The sequence below is a fragment of the Roseibium sp. MB-4 genome, assembly GCF_053005265.1.
Window position 1 is genome coordinate 1,019,302 of sequence record NZ_JBRKQB010000001.1, and the last position, 20,046, is coordinate 1,039,347.

Annotated in this window: 19 protein-coding genes; 12 read left to right on the forward strand and 7 right to left on the reverse strand. The window is 55.3% G+C overall.

The features are described 5' to 3' along the window. Window positions 1-268: 268 nt before the first annotated feature. On the forward strand, window positions 269-517 hold the full coding sequence (locus tag ACVDG4_RS04810; RefSeq protein ID WP_447234197.1) for a DUF2188 domain-containing protein: 249 nt from the start codon (window positions 269-271) through the stop codon (window positions 515-517). A 206-nt stretch (window positions 518-723) separates the two neighbouring features. Here the strand turns inward: ACVDG4_RS04810 and ACVDG4_RS04815 are convergent, their stop codons facing one another. Together ACVDG4_RS04815 and ACVDG4_RS04820 are read right to left on the reverse strand one after the other, a co-directional pair. Further along, complete coding sequence (locus tag ACVDG4_RS04815; protein ID WP_447234198.1) at window positions 724-1,539, reverse strand: NAD(P)H-binding protein; 816 nt, start codon at window positions 1,537-1,539, stop codon at window positions 724-726. A gap of 75 nt (window positions 1,540-1,614) precedes the next feature. Next, a complete protein-coding gene (locus tag ACVDG4_RS04820; RefSeq protein ID WP_447234199.1) occupies window positions 1,615-2,523 on the reverse strand; it encodes a haloalkane dehalogenase in 909 nt (302 codons plus the stop codon). 129 nt (window positions 2,524-2,652) lie between these two features. Here ACVDG4_RS04820 and ACVDG4_RS04825 point away from each other — a divergent pair, with 129 nt between their 5' ends. The 5 genes from ACVDG4_RS04825 to ACVDG4_RS04845 all read left to right on the forward strand — a co-directional run bounded on the left by ACVDG4_RS04825 (window position 2,653) and on the right by ACVDG4_RS04845 (window position 7,427). After that, on the forward strand, window positions 2,653-3,252 hold the full coding sequence (locus ACVDG4_RS04825) for a TetR/AcrR family transcriptional regulator (RefSeq protein ID WP_447234200.1): 600 nt from the start codon (window positions 2,653-2,655) through the stop codon (window positions 3,250-3,252). A gap of 178 nt (window positions 3,253-3,430) precedes the next feature. Next, a complete protein-coding gene (locus ACVDG4_RS04830; protein ID WP_209177672.1) occupies window positions 3,431-3,844 on the forward strand; it encodes an antitoxin Xre-like helix-turn-helix domain-containing protein in 414 nt (137 codons plus the stop codon). Between the two features lie 3 nt (window positions 3,845-3,847). Continuing rightward, entirely contained in the window at window positions 3,848-4,540 is a 693-nt protein-coding gene (locus tag ACVDG4_RS04835) for an RES family NAD+ phosphorylase (protein WP_447234201.1), read from the forward strand. 252 nt (window positions 4,541-4,792) lie between these two features. Further along, window positions 4,793-5,608 carry a substrate-binding periplasmic protein gene (locus ACVDG4_RS04840; RefSeq protein ID WP_447234202.1) on the forward strand — a complete coding sequence of 272 codons (816 nt, stop codon included), beginning with the start codon at window positions 4,793-4,795 and terminating at the stop codon, window positions 5,606-5,608. A 229-nt stretch (window positions 5,609-5,837) separates the two neighbouring features. Further along, on the forward strand, window positions 5,838-7,427 hold the full coding sequence (locus ACVDG4_RS04845) for a cation:proton antiporter domain-containing protein (RefSeq protein ID WP_447234203.1): 1,590 nt from the start codon (window positions 5,838-5,840) through the stop codon (window positions 7,425-7,427). Between the two features lie 17 nt (window positions 7,428-7,444). Here ACVDG4_RS04845 and ACVDG4_RS04850 read toward each other — a convergent pair whose 3' ends face one another. Further along, complete coding sequence (locus ACVDG4_RS04850; protein WP_447234204.1) at window positions 7,445-8,455, reverse strand: cytochrome d ubiquinol oxidase subunit II; 1,011 nt, start codon at window positions 8,453-8,455, stop codon at window positions 7,445-7,447. A 6-nt stretch (window positions 8,456-8,461) separates the two neighbouring features. Further along, on the reverse strand, window positions 8,462-9,838 hold the full coding sequence (locus ACVDG4_RS04855; protein ID WP_447234205.1) for a cytochrome ubiquinol oxidase subunit I: 1,377 nt from the start codon (window positions 9,836-9,838) through the stop codon (window positions 8,462-8,464). Between the two features lie 320 nt (window positions 9,839-10,158). On the opposite strand from ACVDG4_RS04855, the gene ACVDG4_RS04860 reads away from it, so the two are divergent. From ACVDG4_RS04860 to ACVDG4_RS04875, 4 genes are all read left to right on the forward strand, one after another. Continuing rightward, complete coding sequence (locus ACVDG4_RS04860; protein WP_447234206.1) at window positions 10,159-11,760, forward strand: arylsulfatase; 1,602 nt, start codon at window positions 10,159-10,161, stop codon at window positions 11,758-11,760. Between the two features lie 62 nt (window positions 11,761-11,822). Continuing rightward, window positions 11,823-12,059 (forward strand): hypothetical protein, encoded by a 237-nt coding sequence (locus ACVDG4_RS04865; protein ID WP_133950206.1) that lies wholly within the window; start codon window positions 11,823-11,825, stop codon window positions 12,057-12,059. A gap of 8 nt (window positions 12,060-12,067) precedes the next feature. Then, complete coding sequence (locus ACVDG4_RS04870) at window positions 12,068-13,753, forward strand: alkaline phosphatase family protein (RefSeq protein ID WP_447234207.1); 1,686 nt, start codon at window positions 12,068-12,070, stop codon at window positions 13,751-13,753. A gap of 121 nt (window positions 13,754-13,874) precedes the next feature. Next, complete coding sequence (locus ACVDG4_RS04875; protein ID WP_447234208.1) at window positions 13,875-14,888, forward strand: formylglycine-generating enzyme family protein; 1,014 nt, start codon at window positions 13,875-13,877, stop codon at window positions 14,886-14,888. Window positions 14,889-14,940: 52 nt separating this feature from the next. Here ACVDG4_RS04875 and ACVDG4_RS04880 read toward each other — a convergent pair whose 3' ends face one another. Continuing rightward, window positions 14,941-15,369, reverse strand: coding sequence for a hypothetical protein (locus ACVDG4_RS04880; RefSeq protein ID WP_447234209.1), 429 nt, complete (start codon window positions 15,367-15,369; stop codon window positions 14,941-14,943). A 289-nt stretch (window positions 15,370-15,658) separates the two neighbouring features. Between ACVDG4_RS04880 and ACVDG4_RS04885 the strand changes: the two genes are divergently transcribed. Continuing rightward, the gene (locus tag ACVDG4_RS04885; protein WP_447234210.1) at window positions 15,659-16,492 is read left to right on the forward strand and encodes an outer membrane protein; all 834 of its coding nucleotides are present in this window, start codon (window positions 15,659-15,661) and stop codon (window positions 16,490-16,492) included. Between the two features lie 57 nt (window positions 16,493-16,549). On the opposite strand, the gene ACVDG4_RS04890 is transcribed toward ACVDG4_RS04885, so the two are convergent. Together ACVDG4_RS04890 and ACVDG4_RS04895 are read right to left on the reverse strand one after the other, a co-directional pair. Further along, on the reverse strand, window positions 16,550-16,894 hold the full coding sequence (locus tag ACVDG4_RS04890; RefSeq protein WP_447234211.1) for a cupin domain-containing protein: 345 nt from the start codon (window positions 16,892-16,894) through the stop codon (window positions 16,550-16,552). A 122-nt stretch (window positions 16,895-17,016) separates the two neighbouring features. Then, window positions 17,017-18,006 carry a fatty acid desaturase gene (locus ACVDG4_RS04895; protein WP_447234212.1) on the reverse strand — a complete coding sequence of 330 codons (990 nt, stop codon included), beginning with the start codon at window positions 18,004-18,006 and terminating at the stop codon, window positions 17,017-17,019. Between the two features lie 308 nt (window positions 18,007-18,314). On the opposite strand from ACVDG4_RS04895, the gene ACVDG4_RS04900 reads away from it, so the two are divergent. Beyond that, entirely contained in the window at window positions 18,315-19,796 is a 1,482-nt protein-coding gene (locus ACVDG4_RS04900; RefSeq protein ID WP_447234213.1) for a protein adenylyltransferase SelO, read from the forward strand. The last annotated feature ends 250 nt before the right edge of the window (window positions 19,797-20,046 follow it).

A 20,046-nucleotide genomic window follows, 5' to 3' on the forward strand; every position in this document is an offset into this window, starting at 1 on the left:
CAGCACTAAAAAACCGGACGCTCTTAGGCGTCCGGAACAACTAATGAGAACGAAACAGAAACGCGAATGTGCCGTGACTTCAGCGGTGTGAGCGTCAAACGAAAAAAGGCCGGAGCAAAGCCCCAGCCTTTTACCCGCGTAGCACCTGCCAAGGTACTGGCGGGCGGCAGACAAAGTAGAAACCGTATCCACCCTAGCACCTGGAATATCTCGGATTCTCCTAGTCATGTCGAGCGGAGCCTTGGCCCTGTGGAAAAGGAACTCTTCGATGAGCAAAGGAAGAGATCGAACCGTTTATCGTCGTGATGATAAACTATGGGTCAATAAACGTAACGATGCGAACCGTCCTAGTAGTGTTCACTCTACGCAGGCGGAAGCGCTGCGTGCAGCCCGCGATAACCTCGTAAATCAAGGCGGTGGAGAACTAACGACCAAGGGAAGAAATGGACGTATCCGGAGCAAAGATACTATCGCTCCGGGAAATGATCCCTATCCGCCGAGAGATCGTGAACACTGAGCCCCTGCTGCTCTGAAATCAACCAACCCGCCCATCGCTGACGATCGGGCGGGTTTTGTTTATCGGGGCAGGAGAGTCTCCGTTTCGGATGGTGATGCGTTCCTTTCCTCCACAGGAATAAAGGTTTGCATCCAACCAAAACCCTGACCCACCTCCAACCGCTGAAGTTCCGTTTCCATTGGGTGGAGATGAGCTTCAGACAGCCACTACCAGCAGCCCGCCGCGTGGGCATCCTCAGTAAACTGCGCAAACGTTCTCGGCTCCCGGCCGAGGGCGCGCTGCAGACCATCCGCGGTGCTTGCATTCTTGCCGTCAAGGATCTCAGCCACAAGGCCGGCGACAAAGGCGGCGTCTTCGGCAGGAAACCCGGCGGCAATCAAGGTGCCTTCAAACTCCTGCGGCGTGGATGTGCGATACGCCACGTCCCGTCCGGTCACGCTGGCGATAAGACGTACCGCCTGGTCCCAGGTGAGCAGCTCTCTCCCCGTGATTTCATAGACTTCACCGGTGTGACCGTCGTCCAGCAGGGCCGCGACAGCAACATCCGCAACGTCTTCCAAATCTACCCAGGGCTCTCCAGCCCCAGAATCCGGGGCCGACACTTCTCCTGCCAGCACGTCGTCCAGAAACCCGCCTTCGCTAAAGTTCTGCATGAACCAGCTGGGCCGCAGGATTGTCCACTCCAGGGACGAGCCCATAAGAAGTTGTTCGCAGACTTGCGCCCGCGCCTCGTTGCGTTCCGACAACAAGACCATGCGGCGCAGTCCTGCCGCTTCGGCCGCCCTTACGAAAGCGTCGATCACTCCGTGTGCGGACGGGACCGCCAGGTCGGGTGAATAGGCTACATAAGCGGTTTTAATGCCATTCAGCGATGCAGCCCACGTTTCCGGGTTTTCCCAATCAAAGGGGATCCGGCTGCGGCGCGTTCCATGCCGGACGGCCAGGCCGCGTGCCTTAAGCCGTTGGGCGACACGTTTGCCGGTTTTACCGGTCGCACCGATGACGAGGATTTCAGGTTCCATTGTTCAGTCCTGGGTGTGAGGAGTTGACGGCTGGCCCTAGTGTTCGGGCACAACCATGTGATGTTTTCGGGTGTTTCAGACCTGGGCCAGGCCGAAGTGTTCGAGGGCCTTTTGGGCAATCAGTTCGCCGCCTGATTCTTGAACAAAATGTCCGCCTTCCGGGATTTCCAGAGGGTCCGGGCAGCCGTTGATCACGGTGCGCATGACATTCATGACATCCGGCCCCAGCATCTTGTCGCGCATTCCGATCGCCATGAAGCTTTCGCCGGTCCATTCTGTCGACCAGAACTTTGCGGCCCTTTGAGACACATCGACGCCCGGAGCATCGATCGATGTCGCGATCAAAAGGGGAAACTTGCGAACACCGGCCTTGTATCTCTGGTCCGGGTATGGCGCCTCATAGGCGGCAGCCTCGATGTCTGAAATGACCGGCTCGTTCTTCTGCATGATGAACGGGATCGGCACGTCGGGATCTGAAACGATATCCGCTTTCCAGGCATCAAAAGCGGGGCTGTTCACCGGGCCCATCATGAGACCGGTATTCATGATCAGCAGCCGCTTGAACCGGTCCTTCATCTCCATGGGCAGCGTCAAACCCAGAACGCCTCCCCAGTCTTGAACCACAAGCGTGATATTTTGCAGGTCCAGATGCTCGATGAGGGCAAGCATGTAGTTTCGATGGAAGTGAAACGTGTAAACCTCGTCGTCGACAGGCTTGTCGGATTTCCCAAACCCCAACCAGTCGGGTGCGATCACCCGGGCACCGGCATTGGCGAAAATCGGGATCATCTTGCGATAGAGATAGCTCCAGCTGGGCTCTCCATGAAGCAGCAGGAAGACCTCCTCGGAGTTCGGATCGCCTTCATCGACATAATGACCACGAAGGCCCTCATATCCCTTCAGATCCTCGACATAATTGGGTTGAAATGGATAGTCGGAAAGACTGTCAAACCGGGCATCAGGGGTACGGAGTGCTTTGATCATAAGGGCACCTTCAGGAATTAGGTCGCATGACCAAAAATTAGGTCGTTTGACCAACCTCGTCAAGTCTCTATACTCAAAAACAAGGCAGACCCTTGGGTCACAGCCATGAGCCAAAAAGGAAAAAGTAAAGTGGAACAGCATGTTAAGCGCCGAGTTTTCTCTCCAAAGGAAAGACTGATCCTCGATGCTGCACTGGAACTCTTGATCGAAATGGGCGACGCTGGCCTGACGATGCGTAAACTCGCGGAGCGCACAGAGATGCGGCTCAGCAATGTACAATACTATTTCAAGACACGGGATGATGTGCTGATTGCCATGGTGGCGGGCTACTTCGAAGAATGCACCGAGAACCTGAAAAAACTCGCGCAGCAGAGCAACGCCTCAACAACCCGAGACCGGATTCGATTTCTGGTGCAGGCCGTCCTCGTCCATGGCCTGGAGATTAGTGACATGTGCCGGGCTTTTCGGGAAATATGGGCGATCTCCAGCAGGAGCGGTCTCATTGATGAGTGCCTGATGGAATACTATCGACGCTTTTCCAAGGTAGTTGTGGACTTTGCGTTTGAGGGCAAAACAGACGCTGCTTCTGCAGATCGTTTGACGACCCTGCTCATCCCCTACTTTGAGGGCTATTCAATCACAGCCCGCGCTTTGCCGGTTGATATGGACGATGCCGCTGATCTACTGACCGACTTGGCGATGTCGATTACAGTGACCGGCGGGGATTGAAAAGGACACCGATCATTGGCCCTGCAATGAACCTTCAAAGCTGAGCCCTGCATTGACGGCTCAAGTGTTCGCACATGAGAAATGAGCACTGAGATCCCACCGATCCCCTTGAAAAACAGCAAACCGGTTGTCATTTGACATATATAATATAAAATGCCGTCAAATGATGGAGTTTGAGTTGAGCTTGCAACCGATAACATCGACGCCAGCGCACGCACAGAACCCGGTCATCACGGACGATGAAGCCGGCGCGTTGGCGCGCGCGACTGTCAACCTCTTCAAGGCCTGGGGCTTGAGCGATGCGCAATCCCGCACGCTGCTGGGCGACATGTCACAAAGCACATGGGACCGGTGGAAACGCGGTGACATCGGCCGCGTGGACCGGGACCGCAAGATGCGCATGGCGCACCTAATGGGCATACACAAAGGCATCCGCCACCTCTTCAACGAGCCAAAGCGTGGATACGCCTGGGTGAAAAAGGAAAATGACGCTTTTGAGGGACAATCTGCCCTTGATGTCATGCTGCGCGGTGAAATGTCCGACCTTGAAAGCCTGCGCCGCTGGCTGAACGCCGAGCGCGGGGTTTGGTAGGCCATGCCGCACATCCGGCGCGTAACGTGGGCGCGAACCTTTCGCATAATCCGCTCCCTCTACCCTCCCATTGATTTGTTTGAAGACATCGCCGACCCAAAAGACTGGGAAGCTCTGGCTTCGGTCGAGGCAAAAACCAACCCGCGCGTGCGCGGCGAAATCGGCGACCTTGGCAAAGTCCCGGTTCATCGACGCGTTTCCGGTCCCGGCGCCAGCTATGTCATGGCACCGTTTGTCCATTGCTCTCCGCTGAGGCCCGGCCGGTTTTCCGATGGCAGCTACGGGATCTACTACGCGGGCAATTCAGAGAACGTAGCTCTCGCGGAGACAATTTATCACCATGCAAGGTTCATGGCCTCTACACGCGAGGACGCCGGATGGACATCCCAGTTCCGGCTTTTGGTCGGGTCTGTCGACGCGGACCTGACAGACGTCAATGATGTGCCGGGTGTCCTTCATGCCTCAGACTATGGCCTCTCCCAGAAGGCCGGCGCCGAAATCCGAGCCTTAGGCAGCGATGGCCTTGTCTGGAACAGCGTCCGTTGTGCGGGCGGCGAATGTTTGGGGGCGTTGTGGCCGGACGTGGTGTCAATCCCTGTCCAATCCTCGCACTTCAGCTATCACTGGAATGGAGACCGGGTTGATTTCGTCAAACGCCTGGACACTGGCGAAGTCTTGGAAGTGACAGACCCGTAAAGTTTCCCGGACGAAACCTGCCATCATTTGCTTGCGATTTCAGCAAACCACTTTGCCTAAATTTGATGCTTTTAACACCCAGAGTAATGTATTTTTAAAACACACGCAGATTTTCAAATATCCTCCCCGATGATTTCTTCAAATTAAACGACTTTGTGACACCGATATTATTTACTTTTTAAATCTCAGACTTTTAACTTCTACAGGTGTTACCGGATAATGCTTCCATAGCATGGTTGGATAAAGCAGTAGATGTCAGATCCAAAAGCAGTGAAGCGGATTGCGAGGGACTTGTCCCGTCGATGGCGAGCGGTTGTTGCCGCCGGTTTGCTTCTCACAGCGGCAGCGCCCTTTGGGGAACCTGTTCAAGCCGAGACCACATTTCCAGAGCTCAAGCTTCTTTCCGAAGACTGGAAGCCCTACCACTATGTCGAAGATGGCGTGGTCAAAGGTCAAACAGCCGATCTCTTGGACAAGATCCTTCAAAAAGTCGGGTCGACCCAAACTCGAGAGGACATTGTATTCCTTCCCTGGGCACGAGCTTTTCACCAAGCTCAGGTTGATGCAAATACGGTTCTGTTCTCCACCGGCCGCACGCCCGAACGGGAAGGTCTTTTTAAATGGGCAGGCCCGATCCTCAAATTCGACTCCTATTTCATCGGCAAAAAGGAGCGGAACTTCGAAATCGAAAAGTCAGAAGACCTCCATCAATACAAGGTCGGCGTCGTAATTGATGGGGCCAGTGCGGTTTTTGCAAAGCGGCACGGTATTCCGGAAGAAAATACGACGTTCAACAGCCAAGGCATTTTTAATGTCAAAATGCTGGCCGCCGACCGGATCGACTTCATCCCGATCCAGTGGAAAAACTTTGCAAGGCTCGCGGCCAAGGCAGGAATAGATCCCGCCGAGTTCGAACCGGTGTTTCTGGCAGATACTGTAAGTCTGAACTTCGCCTTCAATCTGGAGACGGCCGATGGCGTCGTAGACCGTTTTCAAACAGCACTCGAAGAGGTTCTTGTTCTTCAAGAACAGGCCCAGGGTGAGACACCCACACGCGAAGTGAACTGACGGGTTTGCTATCCCTCACTGTGTGACCCGTCTTTATGCCCTTTGCCTTCTCGTCACTGAAGGCAAACCCAGGTGCCAGATGTCTTTCCACTTGAAAGATCTGCATATCGGTTCGAAGTCGCACCCGTGGACCGAGTGTTTGAATCGACCCAAGACGATTGATGTGTGCAGGGAATCGCCCAAGAATTGACGACTACCTTTAGGGCACGAACCAACAGGTGAGACCGGCATGCACTTTGAAGTCTTTGCGATCGGAACAGCGTTCGTGTTCGGACTTGCTGTCCGGCAGGTGGGCCTCCCGCCGCTTGTTGGCTTTCTGGCTGCAGGCTTTTTCATCAACCTGATCGGACCACGCTTTGGAATGCCGGGCGAAACGGGCCCAATTCTTGATTACATCGCCGAACTCGGCGTTTTGATGCTGCTGTTCACCATCGGTTTGAAGCTGAAACTCAGGCAGATAACCGAACCGCAAGTGGTTGGCGGCGCGCTGATCCATTTTATCGTGTCCATTGGCGTATTCACCCCGATCATCTGGCTGCTTTTCACATCCGAATGGATGGGCGCCCTTCTCGTCGGCATCGCCCTCGCCTTTTCCTCCACCGTGCTGTCGGCAAAGATCCTTGAGGCCAAGCGCGAGCTCGGCACATTTCATGGGCGGACCGCCATCGGCATCCTGATCGTGCAAGACATTATCGCGCTGGTGGTTTTGGCAATCTTTGCCGGAAAACTGCCTGGTCCGTGGGCTCTATTGATTTTCGCGACACCTTTGCTGAGGCCGGTCCTGTTCAAGTTGCTGGATCTTGCCGGACACGACGAGGTCTTGTTGTTGACCGGCATGATGCTCAGCCTGGTCATCGGCGGTGTCGGTTTCGAGATCATCGGATTGAAAGGCGAGATCGGTGCGCTCGTTATGGGGCTTCTGCTCTCCGGTCACCCTCGAGCGGGTGAACTGTCCAACTCACTTTGGGCGCTCAAGGAAGTGTTTCTGATTGGCTTCTTCCTTTCGATCGGAATGTCCGGGCTCCCGGATTGGAATGCGATTGTCTTTGCGTTGGTTCTGGCAGCACTTTTGCCCTTGAAAGGCATCCTGTTTTTCGCCGTCCTGATCGCTTTCAAACTCCGGGCAAGAACCTCCTTCGTCACGGCCTTGTCGCTGACAGCCTATAGTGAATTCGGCTTGATCGTCGCTGCCGGAATCCCGGCTGCTCAAGACTATCTCGTCCCACTTGCGATTGCCGTGTCGGTGTCGTTCCTGATAGCCGCGCCCCTCAATCGCTTTGCGCACCAGATCTTCGAAAGATTCGAGCCTCAGCTGCAACGGTTTGAACTGTCGACGCGTCACCCGGACGAACAGCCCAAAGACCTTGGAGACGCGGATATCATTGTATTCGGGATGGGGCGCACCGGGACCGCCGCCTACAATGCTCTGATTGAAAAAGAGCACCGCCCCATTGGTTTGGATGCAGACATCTATAAGGTCCAGGGCCATGCGGAAGCTGGGCGCAATGTCATCTTTGCGGACGCAGAAGACAGCAATTTCTGGAATAGCGTCGACCTCAGCAAAATCACCGCAGCCGTTCTGGCAATGGATGATCTTGAGGCCAAACTGATCGCAGCACGGATGTTACGAGCCAGTGGCTTCTCCGGAACGATCGTCAGCCATGCCCTGCATGCCGATCACGTGGCTCAAATCACCGAAGCCGGGGCGGACCAAACATATCTGACCATGCAGGAAGCCGGGCAAAGCCTTGCCATCCATGCCTTTGAAACAACCGGTTCCGAAAACTCGGCAGAGGGAGAGAAGGCAGCACCGGCCTAGTCCCCTCTAATCAAGATCTAGTCGTAGCGCAGCTCGGTCGCCTTACCGCGGAAGACGGTGTAGGCGAGGATAGTGTAGCCGATGATCACCGGCAGGACGAACAAGGCCCCAAGCAGGATGATAAACAGGCTTTCCGGCGCACTTGCGCTTTCATAAAGGGTGAGCTGCTCCGGTACCACGTAGGGGTAGAAGGAATAAGCCAATCCTGCGAATGCCAGAAGGAACAGGCTGGCCGTTGCCGTGAATGGCACCCACGCCCATTTGTCGTCTTTGGCCGGCAGGTGCTGCAGCGCTGTGTACAGGATGAAGACCAAAAGAGCCGACATCAATGGCAGGGGAGCCAGCAGGATCATCGAGGGAAAGGAAAACCATTTTTCGAAGATCCGGTCGCTGACCAACGGGCTTGCCAGCGAGATCGCACCGAAACCCAAGACCACACCCCAAAGCCGCGTCCGGGCCCAACGGATCGCCTTCATCTGCAAGCTGCCTTCGGATTTGATGATCAGCCAGGTCGCACCGATAAAGCCGTAACCGGCCGTCAGACAAAGCGCAGTCAAAACACCAAAGGCAACTGTGGCTGGTGTGTGTTCCAGACCCATGATGTAGAGACCGAGCATATACCCCTGTGCGAGCGAAGCCGATACAGAGCCAAAAAAGAACGCCTGATTCCAGCGATGCTTCTGCTTGCCGGTGGTCTTTGCGCGGAATTCGAACGCAACGCCGCGCAAGATGAGCCCGATCAGCATGACAGCAACGGGAAGATAAAGCGCGGTCAGGATGACGCCATGCGCCACCGGAAAGGCCACGAGCAACAGTCCCACCGCGAGCACCAGCCATGTCTCGTTGGCATCCCAAAAGGGGCCGATCGCCGCGATCATGCGATCTTTTTCTTCCTCATCCCCGAGGGGCAGAAGGATGCCCACCCCAAGGTCAAATCCGTCGAGCACAACGTAGACGAGGATAGAGATGCCCATGAGAGCGGCGAAGGCCAGCGGAAGCCAGACTGTTGGATCACCAAAAAAGGTCATGTTGTCTTACTCCGCCGGGACAAGGGCCACTTGGGCAGCACCGGAATGCGGCCTGGTGTCTTCGGGGTTGCTCGCCTTGCGGGCCAGCCGGAAGATGACCGTGATATAGGCCACCAGCAGAACCGCATAAACGATCAAGTAAGCTGCAAGCGTTGTCGCAACCATGGGCGCCGGGACATCCGCAACAGCCGCCTCGGTTGTCAGGACGCCTTGAACTAGCCAAGGCTGACGGCCGATTTCCGTTGTGTACCAGCCGGCAAGTGTCGCCAGCCAACCGGAGAAGGTCATGGCCACAAGGCCGCGCAGCAGCCACGGGTTCAAGCCGTCCACACCGCGGTTCCGGCGCATCATGATGACAGTCGCCCAGCTCATGACGAGCATCAGCACGCCTGTCCCGACCATCACGCGGAAAGACCAGAATACCGGCGCGACCGGCGGATGAAGCGCGGTCCCATCTTCGGCATAAAAATCGTTCAAACCCGGAACCACACCAGCAGGATCGTGTTTCAGGATGAGCGACGCGCCGCTCGGAATGCCGATCTCAAAATCGTTCTGTCGCTTTTCCTCATCCGGCAAGGCGAAGAGCAACAGCGGCACATGGGACGAGGTTTCCCAGTTGCCTTCCATGGCGGCAACCTTCTGCGGCTGGTGCTCCAAGGTGTTGAGGCCGTGCAGGTCACCCGCATAGATCTGCACCGGAATGAGAATGGCTGCCATCCACGCGCCGGTTTTGAAGGTGACGCGAACGCCTTTGGACTGGTCGCCGATCAGACGGCGGAAGGCCGAGATGCCAAGAATGAGGAATGCAACGGTCAACCCGCTGGCGAGGAGCATATGCACCAAACGGTAGGGCATGGACGGGTTGAAGATGATGGCCCGCCAGTCAGTGGCATGCACGATCCCGTCGCGCAGTTCAAAGCCGGTTGGTGTGTGCATCCAGGAATTCAGGACAAGGATCCAAAACGCGCTGACTGTGGTTCCGAACGCGACGAGGAAGGTCGCAAGCGTGTGCAGCCAGTTCGGAACACGCGACGCACCGAACAGCATGATCCCAAGGAAAGCTGCCTCAAGGAAGAAGGCTGTCAGAACTTCGTATGCGAGCAGCGGACCAGCGACGTTGCCGACCGTTTCCATGAAGCCCGGCCAATTGGTGCCGAACTGGAAGCTCATCGTTATGCCGCTTACAACGCCGAGGCCAAAGGACAGGGCGAAAATCTTCACCCAGAACATGTATGCCGCCATCCAGCGGTCATCGCCCGTCGCATTGAACCTCAGTTTGAAGAACAGGAGCACCCACCCCAGCGCGATGGTGATCGTTGGGAACAGGATGTGGAACGAAATGTTGGCCGCAAACTGAATTCGGCTGAGAAGAAGTTCTTCCATGGCTCTTTCCCGGCCCGAAGGCCTGGTTGTGGTTGATTGCTAAGCCGACATATGGATGAGGGATTTCACTTACTCAATGTCAAACCGGCGAAGTGCGGCGACACGCCATGCGGCAGCCGGTCACATGCGATTTTTCAACGCTGCCGTCGCCCTTTCAGATGATGCGCCACCAAAACCTGCACAAAACCAAAAACAAATAACGCTGCGTTATTTTTAACTTTCCCGTGAACAGATATTGCGCATAGACTGTTCAAGTATGCTGAAATTTTCTTCCGCGATACAACCGCACGTACCCATCACCTCACAGATTGCGAGGCTTCATGCGTTATTCATTTATCTCCAGTCGATTAAAAGTGATTGCACTTTCAATCGCCTCACTAGCCGTGGCAGGGATTGCCCCGATATCGGCTCAGGAAACCAAACCCAACATCCTCGTCATTTGGGGTGATGATGTGGGTCAGTCCAACATCTCTGCTTACACAATGGGCTTGATGGGCTACCGCACCCCGAATATCGACCGCGTCGCCAATGAAGGCATGATATTCACCGACTATTATGGCGAGCAATCGTGCACGGCGGGCCGCTCGTCCTACATCATGGGTCAAAGCGTGTTCCGCACCGGTCTGTCGAAGGTCGGCCTGCCCGGCGCGGATCTCGGCATGCAGGAAGAAGATCCGACCATCGCTGGTCTTTTGAAGGCCGAAGGCTACGTGACCGGACAGTTTGGCAAAAACCACCTGGGTGACAAGGACGAACATCTGCCAACCAATCACGGCTTCGATGAGTTCTTCGGTAACCTTTATCACCTGAACGCTGAGGAAGAGCCTGAAAACGCCGATTATCCGGGCGATGTCATCATGCCGGACGGGCGCACCTTCCGGGAAACCTTCGGTCCCCGCGGTGTCATCAAGTCATCGGCAGACGGAACAATCGAAGACACCGGCCCACTCACCAAGAAACGCATGGAAACGGTGGATGAGGAAACACTTGCCGCAGCTGTCGACTTCATCAAGCGGGCGCATGAGCAAGGTCAGCCGTTTTACGTCTGGTGGAACGGGACACGGATGCATTTCCGCACCCATGTGAAGCCGGAAATGATGGATCAGGCGAGCGACATTGCCGGCCGGACCGTCGATGAATACACCGCTGGCATGATCGAACATGACATGCATGTCGGACAGCTTCTGGACCTGATCGATGAACTTGGCATCGCCGACAACACCATCGTTCACTATTCCACCGACAACGGCCCGCATTACAACACCTGGCCGGATGCCGCAGCGACGCCGTTCTTCGGCGAAAAGAACACCAACTGGGAAGGCGGTTGGCGTGTTCCGTCCATGGTCCGCTGGCCGGGCAAGATCGAAGCGGGTTCCGTGTCCAACGAGATCATGCACCACATGGACTGGTTGCCGACTTATCTGGCCGCAGCCGGTGTTCCTGACATCAAGGAACAACTCAAGGATGGCGGTGTGCAAGCGATCGGACGCGAGTACAAGGTCCATCTGGATGGTTACAACTTCTTGCCCCACCTGCTTGGCGAAGAAGCCAAGGGACCGCGTCAGGAGATCTTCTATTTCTCTGACGATGGGGACCTGACCGCTCTGCGGTATGCCGACTGGAAGATGATCTTCATGGAGCAAAAGGCCTACACGACGCTGCGGGCCTGGATCGAGCCGTTCACCCCATTGCGTGTCCCGCTGATCTTCAACCTGCGCCGCGACCCGTATGAGCGCTCTTACAGAACGTCCAACACGTACTACGACTGGTTGATCGACCGGGTGTATCTGCTTGTCCCTGCGCAGCAGTACGTTGCGAATTTCCTGGCCACTTTCCAGGAATTCCCGCCACGCCAGAAAGCGGCCAGCTTCTCGCTGGATCAGGTCATGGATAAACTCTCGACGCCAAGTGGCGCTCAATAACAACTAGATAGACAAAATGGGGCGTCATAGGATGCCCCATTCTCAGTCTCCGGAGCCAAGAAATGCCAGATATCAAAGACATCGTGGATGAACTCAAGCAAACCCGCGACGAGGTCAAACTGAAAATCCATTTGGGCAGCAAAGAGCTGCAGGAGGAATGGGACGAGCTGGAAAAGAAGTGGGACAGTTTCGAAGCTGAGGCAAAACTCGGCGAATCCGCGCAGAACATCAGCGAAGCCACCTCCTTGCTTGGCGATGAGTTGTCCAAAGCCTTCAAGAAAATCAGGTCTGCGCTTTGACCATGCAAATGCGTTGGTTGTTTGTCGGGATCTTGGCGGTAAGTGCTGCCACATCGGCTCAAGCCGAAGCCCAGGAGCAGCCCAAGCTGGTCTTGCAGATTACCGTTGATCAGCTGCGTGGTGACTTGATCGACCGGAACATTGCGCACTTTGGTGACACAGGGTTCAAACGCCTTCTACAAAACGGCATCTATTATACAAACGCCCATCACCGGCACGCCAACACAGAGACGATTGTCGGCCATACCACACTGGCAACAGGCACCGATCCCGCCGTTCACGGAATGGTTGCCAACCTCTGGTTCGACCGGGCGACCGGGAAGCCGTTTTACAACGTTCAGGATCCTGATTATCCGCTGCTGGCGAAGTCCGGTGTCGATCAGGCTACCGAAATCGATCCGACACAGCGGGCCGCGACATCTGATGGACGCTCTCCTTCGTCGATCTTGTCATCGACCCTGTCTGATGAAATTGCGATCGCGAATGCTGGTGTTTCGAAGATATTCGGGGTGTCCGTCAAGGATCGCGGTGCCATCTCGATGGCCGGCCACGCCGGAACAGCCTACTGGTTCTCAAAGAGCGACGGCCGGTTTGTCACGTCGAGCTACTACATGGATTCCTATCCAGACTGGGTTAACGCCTGGAACGATGCCGGGCATGTTCTGGCCTACGCCTATACAGATTGGGAGCTGACTGACCCTGAACACACCTATCGGTTTGCTGCCTTCGATGATGCGGAGTGGGAAACCGACTTTCCGGGATTTGGCCGCACTTTTCCGCATCCATTCGGCGCTTGGGACAGCAAGTACTATACGACGTTTCTAACGCTCAGTCCGGCGGGCGATGAGTTGACGGCATCGTTTGCCAAAACACTGATCGATAAGGAGGATATCGGTGCAGACGATGTGACCGATTATCTCTCGGTCAGCTTTTCATCGACTGATTATGTTGGCCACATTTTCGGCCCATCCAGCCTGGAAGCCGAAGACAATCTGCGCCGTCTTGATAAAACCATCGGCCAACTGCTGGACCATGTTGATCAAAAGGTCGGATTGGAACACACATTGGTCGTTCTGTCCGCAGACCACGGCGGCGCGGAAGTCCCGGGTTACCTGGAATATCTCGGTATTCCGGCCGGCTATTTCACTTTCGATGATATAGACAAGGAACCTGCCGCGAAAACTCTCATTGCTGAGTTTGGGGTCGCTCAGGAGCTCATTTCCTCCTTTTCCCAGCCTTACGTCTATCTCAACGAACAACTGATTTCGGACAAAGGACTAGAAAAGGCGGACGTTGCCAGAACTCTCGCCAAGGAACTGCAAAAGATGCCAGCCATTGCCTACGCCATATCCAGCGAGGATCTCGCAAGTGCTGCGATTGCCAAGACGAGTGTCAGCGATGCAGTGCTGGCGAATTTTCATGCCTCACGGTCCGGCGACGTTTATGTCGTATTTGAACCGCACTGGTTTGTAGGTGATTTTGACGGGCTTCACGTTGCCTCGCACCATGGTTCCCCCTGGACCTATGATACGCATGTCCCGATCATCTTTTCCAGGCCGGGGATGAAAGCAAGCCGCATTCCGGCGCGGATTGAAACAGTCGATCTCGCGCCGACCGTTGCCGCCTACTTGAGGATCAAGGCACCCAGTGGCACTCGTGGTAAGGTCTTGGATGAGGTCGTCCACACTCAGTAATTTTTGATCAAACGCGGACCGCTCGATGACAACATCACTGCCGAGTATTCGAGACGTAAGGACCTAAAAGCGGCGATCGATCATCGGTCAAAATGGATGAGGATTGGAAATCAGTGTTTCGATGGGAGCTAGGCAACTGAAAAAAGGCAATAATTTGAGGCTGGTCGTTTCCAGTTTCCTCGGGCTTACGGCTCTTACTCTGGCAATCAGCTCGGCTTCTCAGGCAAACGGTGATTTTGTTTTGCTGGACGGCGGGACCTTCACGATGGGCTCGAATGAGCACTACCGTGAGGAGGCAATTGAACGGCAAGTCACGGTCAGTTCCTTCCAAATCAAGAAAACCGAAGTCACCAATGCCGAATTCCGGGCCTTTGTCGAGGCGACCGGCTATGTCACAACCGCCGAGCGGGACCTGGACCCCACAGAAAACCCCAGCCTTCCAGAAGACCTGCTGCGCGCTGGATCGATGGTTTTTGCCCAGCCGCCCGGCAAAGTAGACCTGACAGACTTCCGCGTTTGGTGGCGCTATGTCCCGGGTGCAGACTGGCAATACCCGGAAGGCCCCGACAGCTCAATTGAGAACTTGGACGACCACCCGGTGGTTCAGATCTCACCGGAAGACGCCCGCGCCTACGCCAAGTGGGCCGGCGGCCGATTGCCGACGGAGGCGGAATGGGAATTTGCCGCTCGGGGCGGCATCGAGGGCGCGGAGTACACCTGGGGCGACGGCTATGATCCTGGGCAAGGTTGGAAGGCCAACACATGGCAAGGCCTCTTTCCAAGTGTCGACACCAAGGAAGACGGCCATCACGGAACAGCTCCCGTCGGCTCCTTTCCGCCAAATGCCTACGGCCTTTACGACATGGCCGGAAACGTTTGGGAGCATGTCTCCGACTGGTGGGTGCCTGGACACCCGGAAATTGCCGCAACCGATCCGGACGGGCCACCAGAGATCCTGGCAGCCAGCTTCTCTCATCCGAGCGTCGGCGCAATGAACGTGGTCAAAGGCGGATCCTGGCTCTGCGCCCCGTCCTATTGCCTGAGATATCGCCCCGCCGCCCGTCAGAATGCAGAACGCAGCCTTGGCACAAACCACATCGGGTTTCGCATCGTCAAAGATGCACCAACACGATAGTTGCGCAATCCAGTCGGTCTTGAAAAACCTATGTCAGGAACCCTTTACAACATCACTTTCTGAACCGGTTCATCTCGATCAGCATATCTAGTCTATCGGACAAGAAATCCATTCGTTCTTCAAAACGGCGGAAAGCAACCTCATCGGGAATCTCATCCGGTACAGGAATGTTCCCCGCAAGCCTTAGGACCTCACCGACTCTGGCACCGTCTTTGGTCCAGTAATACGTGACTCTTTGCGGCGGCCTGCGATTGGCCGTCTTGATGCGAACCTTTACTTCGCCGTTATTTTGCACATCGTGATCACTGATATCGGCTTCGCCTCCTGTATCAGTGAGTGTATATTCTGCATCCTTGTCGTCCGGTTTCTTTCCATCGACTACTATGACCTCAATACCTGCCAGCCCCCAGGTTATATGCAGGTCATTCACGGCCTGGCCGGTGTTATTGGTGAATTTGTAAGTCTTAAATGAACGCGCCATGGTTACCCCCATCTAACTGAAAATGTGATACAGCGCGGAGATTTGAATCTCACTTATGATTGCATTGCATAATATAATTTACCTTACGTAATGTCCAATCTAATTGCATTCACTCAACAATACCACCATTTGGGGAATCTAGGTTGTATACACATTGGATGACCTGCACAGCTATGCCAGTATAGAAAAGTCTAGATGTCGGCCTGGGCAGGAAACACGTCCGGTCTCGTGTCGTCCAAATTTCAACCATCCTTAAGAACGGGCTATCAAGTTGAGCGAGGCGTTGACCATGAAAAGGCTGCTCCAAAATGGTGCGGGTTGCTGCGCAGTGCTGAGCTATTCGTTTGTTGCTGCGGTTTCGCTGGCCACTCCAAACGCCGCTGCCGATCTCCCCTCGCCGCCCCCTGCCACATACACACCGGATCTTCGCGTTGAGCGCAGCTGGGAGTTTGTCATTGCGCCTTATCTGCTTGCACCGACCATTCAGGGCGACACGACGATTGGCCGCTTGCCGAATACGTCGCTTGACGTGTCGCCGGGAACCATCTTTGAGAACTTGCAGTTCGGCGCGATGGGGCATTTCGAAGCGCTGTATGACGGCCGGTTCGGTGTAACCCTCGACGTTGCGTATATGGATCTCGGGTCTGGCCGAACATTCCCGCGCGTCGGAGGCACTGTCAGTGCCGGGGTCAAACAGCTGGTGAGCGAAGCCTATTTCGGCTACCGGTTCTGGAGACAGGATTCAAGCTGGATGGAAGCCTATGCGGGCGGACGCTGGTGGTACAATCAGATTGATGTCACCGCGAACGTGCCGCGCAATTCCTTTTCCAGGACGATCACCGAACAATGGATCGATCCGGTCATCGGTCTGCGCGGGCAGCATTTCCTGAACGACAAATGGTCTCTATTCGGAAGTGCCAACGTTGGCGGGTTCGGGTTGGTCTCTGACTTTACATGGGGCGCGCAGGCCGGCGTCGGCTATCACTTCAACGAGCGTTGGGCGATGCATCTGCACTACAAGGCGACCGGTGTGGACTATGACAACGGGAAGTCCGGCACCGAGGCATTTTCCTATGACACCGTCACGCACGGGCCGATGGCCGGCGTCGCCTTCCGTTTCTAGACAACCGCTGCAGAGTTTTGACGGCCGGCTGCACGCAGTCGATAGATCCCGGCCGTATTACAAACGAATGACGTATTCCTTGGTGGTGGTTTCCAGAACTTCCCAGGTGCCGGAAAACCCTGGCCGCAGGATAAAACTGTCTCCAGCTTTCACGTGATGCTCCTGCCCGTCCGTGTCTGTCAGGACAGAGTGGCCATCGAGGATGCGGCAGTATTCCCATTCGTCATACTGGATCCGCCATTTTCCCGGCGTGGAGCGCCAAATGCCACAATAAAGACCATCGCGCTCTTCGACGTTCCAGGTGGTGAATTCAGGTGATCCTGATATCAACCGGTCCGGCGCTGGGGCATCGGTTTCTGGAGCGGCGGCATCTTGAGACAAGCGGCAGAAAGTGTCAGTCACGGGAGCTTTCCTTCAAACAAACGCCCGTATTTCATACACCGACCGGTAACAGTGCGCCCGGATTTCTTCATCCGAGCCGTCACTCAACGGCGCATACGCATCGGGGCTCTGCTCCGCAGAGTTCAAGCCGCCGAGAACGGCACCAGCCGTTTGGTGTCTTCATCCCATAGCGCCAGATGCGCGCTTTTCAGGCTTTCCCAAATGGTGAGCTTATTGATGGAGGCCAACTCCGGTTTCCCCGCCATGCATTCCTGCAAACGGTAATTCGGAATATGACTGCAAAGATGGTGGATGTGATGCAGGCCAATGTTGCCTGTGAACCAATTGAGGATCGCTGGCAACTCATAATAAGACGAGCCGAGGATTGCCGCCGTCTTCCGATCCCAAACGCCATCGCGGGACCAATGTGTCTCTTCGAACTGATGCTGGATGTAAAAGAGCCAGACGCCGGCTGCGGCTGACAGCACCACGATCGGTGCAAAAACGAGCACGAAGTGTACCCACCCCATGAAGAACGCGAGTGTGCCGTAGACGGCAACAATGGCAAGATCCAACAAGAGCACGCTGGCGGTCATCTTCCAGGACGGACGCTGAACGGTGAACGGGAGCCTCTGGATAATCAGAAAGTGCAGAACACCGCCGACGAATGTCATGAAAAACGGGTTCCGATAGATCCGGTACCAGACGCGTTTGTGAAGTGGCAGAGACCGGAATTCCTCAACTGTTAGCGTATCAATATCTCCGAAGCCGCGCCGGTCGAGGTTGGATGATGTCGCATGGTGAAGCGCATGTGCCCGCTGCCAATACGCATAGGGTGTCAGCGTCAGGATGCTCATCAGCCGTCCGGTCGTATCATTGGCCGTTTTGGACGAGAAGAATGATCCGTGACCACAGTCATGCTGAATGATGAACAAGCGGACAATCAATCCGGCGGTCGGCACAGATAGGGCCAGGGTGATCCAATAGCTGATGTCCACCGCGGCATACATGGCGGCAACCAGAGCAACGAACAATGGCACGGTCGTAAGAACCTGGAAAAGAGCAGTTGCATTGTTCGGAGTTCGATACTGCTCGCAGTGTTCGACAAGGTCCTGAATCTGGCTCGGATGCACTGGGATATCCCGTTTTCTTCTTTTCGGGAGTATTCCCTTACGTGCGTGGTGACAGACTGAGCGTGCTGGGTCAATGCAGACGGCAACTAATGCGTCTTTTTGCTCAGTAAATGGTTTTCAATTTGCTGTTTCTTCGCCGATAGGTTCGCTTCGGAGGGAGGAACAACCCTGTCCGCATGTCCGTCTGAAGCAGACAGCGAATCTACTTCAAAAAATGGAACCTCAGTAATTGACGCTGTGGGGTCGAAAGCAAGTGTGATAAAAACTATATAGCGACGGTAGACAGTGACCGACCGGATCTCGCCCCAATGACCACGCAGCCCCCCGCCTTTCAGTTCGACAATACGTACGCCCGCGAGCTTCCCGGGTTCTACGTCGAGTGGCAGGGCGCGGCCGTGCCGGACCCGAAGCTGGTCCTTCTAAACTCCTCGCTCGCCGGTGAACTCGGTCTTGATAGCGCGGCGCTTGCTGCTCCCGAAATGGCGGCTGTCTTTGCTGGCTCGGCTAGTCCTGAAGGGGCTTCTCCCCTCGCCCAGGTCTATGCCGGTCATCAGTTCGGCGGTTTTTCGCCTCAGCTCGGCGATGGCCGGGCCCTCTTGATTGGCGAGGTGATCGATCAGAAAGGCCATCGCCGCGACATTCAACTCAAGGGCTCCGGCCGGACACCGTTCTCACGCGGTGGCGACGGTAAAGCAGTGATTGGCCCGGTCCTGAGGGAATACATCCTCGGCGAAGCGATGCACGCGCTCGGTGTGCCAACAACACGTGCGCTTGCGGCCGTGACAACCGGCGAAATGATCCAACGCGAAGGCCTGAAACCTGGCGCCGTCCTTACCCGTATAGCATCCAGCCATTTGCGGGTCGGCACCTTCCAATTCTTTGCGGCCCGAAGTGATACGGACAAGGTGCGGCAACTGGCGGACTACGCCATCGCGCGGCATGACCCGGACCTCCCGGATGCGGACGATCGATATCTTCAGTTCCTTGCCCGTGTTGTGGACCGCCAGGCCCGGCTGGTTTCCGAATGGATGCTGATCGGCTTCGTCCATGGTGTGATGAACACAGACAACACCACGATCTCTGGTGAAACGATCGACTATGGTCCCTGCGCGTTTTTGGACGGTCATGACCCGGCCGCTGTTTTCAGCTCGATTGACCACGGTGGGCGCTATGCCTTCGGCCGTCAACCCACCATCATGCAGTGGAACCTGGCACGCTTGGCAGAGGCCCTGCTCCCCTTGTTCGATTCAGCGGACCTCGACAGAGCCGTAGAACTTGCAACTCAGGAACTGAACAAATTTCCGGATCGCTATCGAACCGCCTGGCTCAATGGCATGTGCAAAAAACTTGGCCTGACTGATCTGCAAGATGATGACGTCACTCTGTTTGAGGACCTTCTCAGCGCGATGGAGGCATCCAAAGCTGACTACACTCTGGTTTTCCGGCGTCTGTCCGATGCTGTCTCCGGAAACACCGCTTCCCTTTTTGATCTCTTCGAAGACAAGGCCGATATATCTGCCTGGGTAAATCGCTGGGATCAACGGCTCTCCGCAGAAGGGCGCCCAGCCGAAGAAATCAGCCGCGAGATGAACCGTGTGAACCCGGTCTACATTCCGCGCAATCACAAGGTCGAAGAGGGATTGGCCGCCGCAGAGACCGGAGATTATAGTCTGGTTGAAGACCTGCTCGATGTCTTGAAAGATCCTTATGCGGAACGTGAAGGATTGGAGGCTTACGCAAAGCCGGCACCACAGGATTTTGGACCTTACCAAACATTCTGTGGGACCTGAGTCTCATCGGCAGCGCCGTTAATTTTGAAGCTGGACTGGAAGCCGTTCTGCTCAACGCTGAGCGGTTTACAGGTTCGGATAACTTATCAGATGACCTAATTTACTTACCGCCTTCATTTAAAAATCAACAACTACAAACCGAAGAAAAATACACTTCGCGCTCTGATTTGCAGCCAACTGAAATATTTTACATGGATAATTTTTATAGAACTACTTCTCTCAAATACTTTGATAACCTTATTCTTACTTT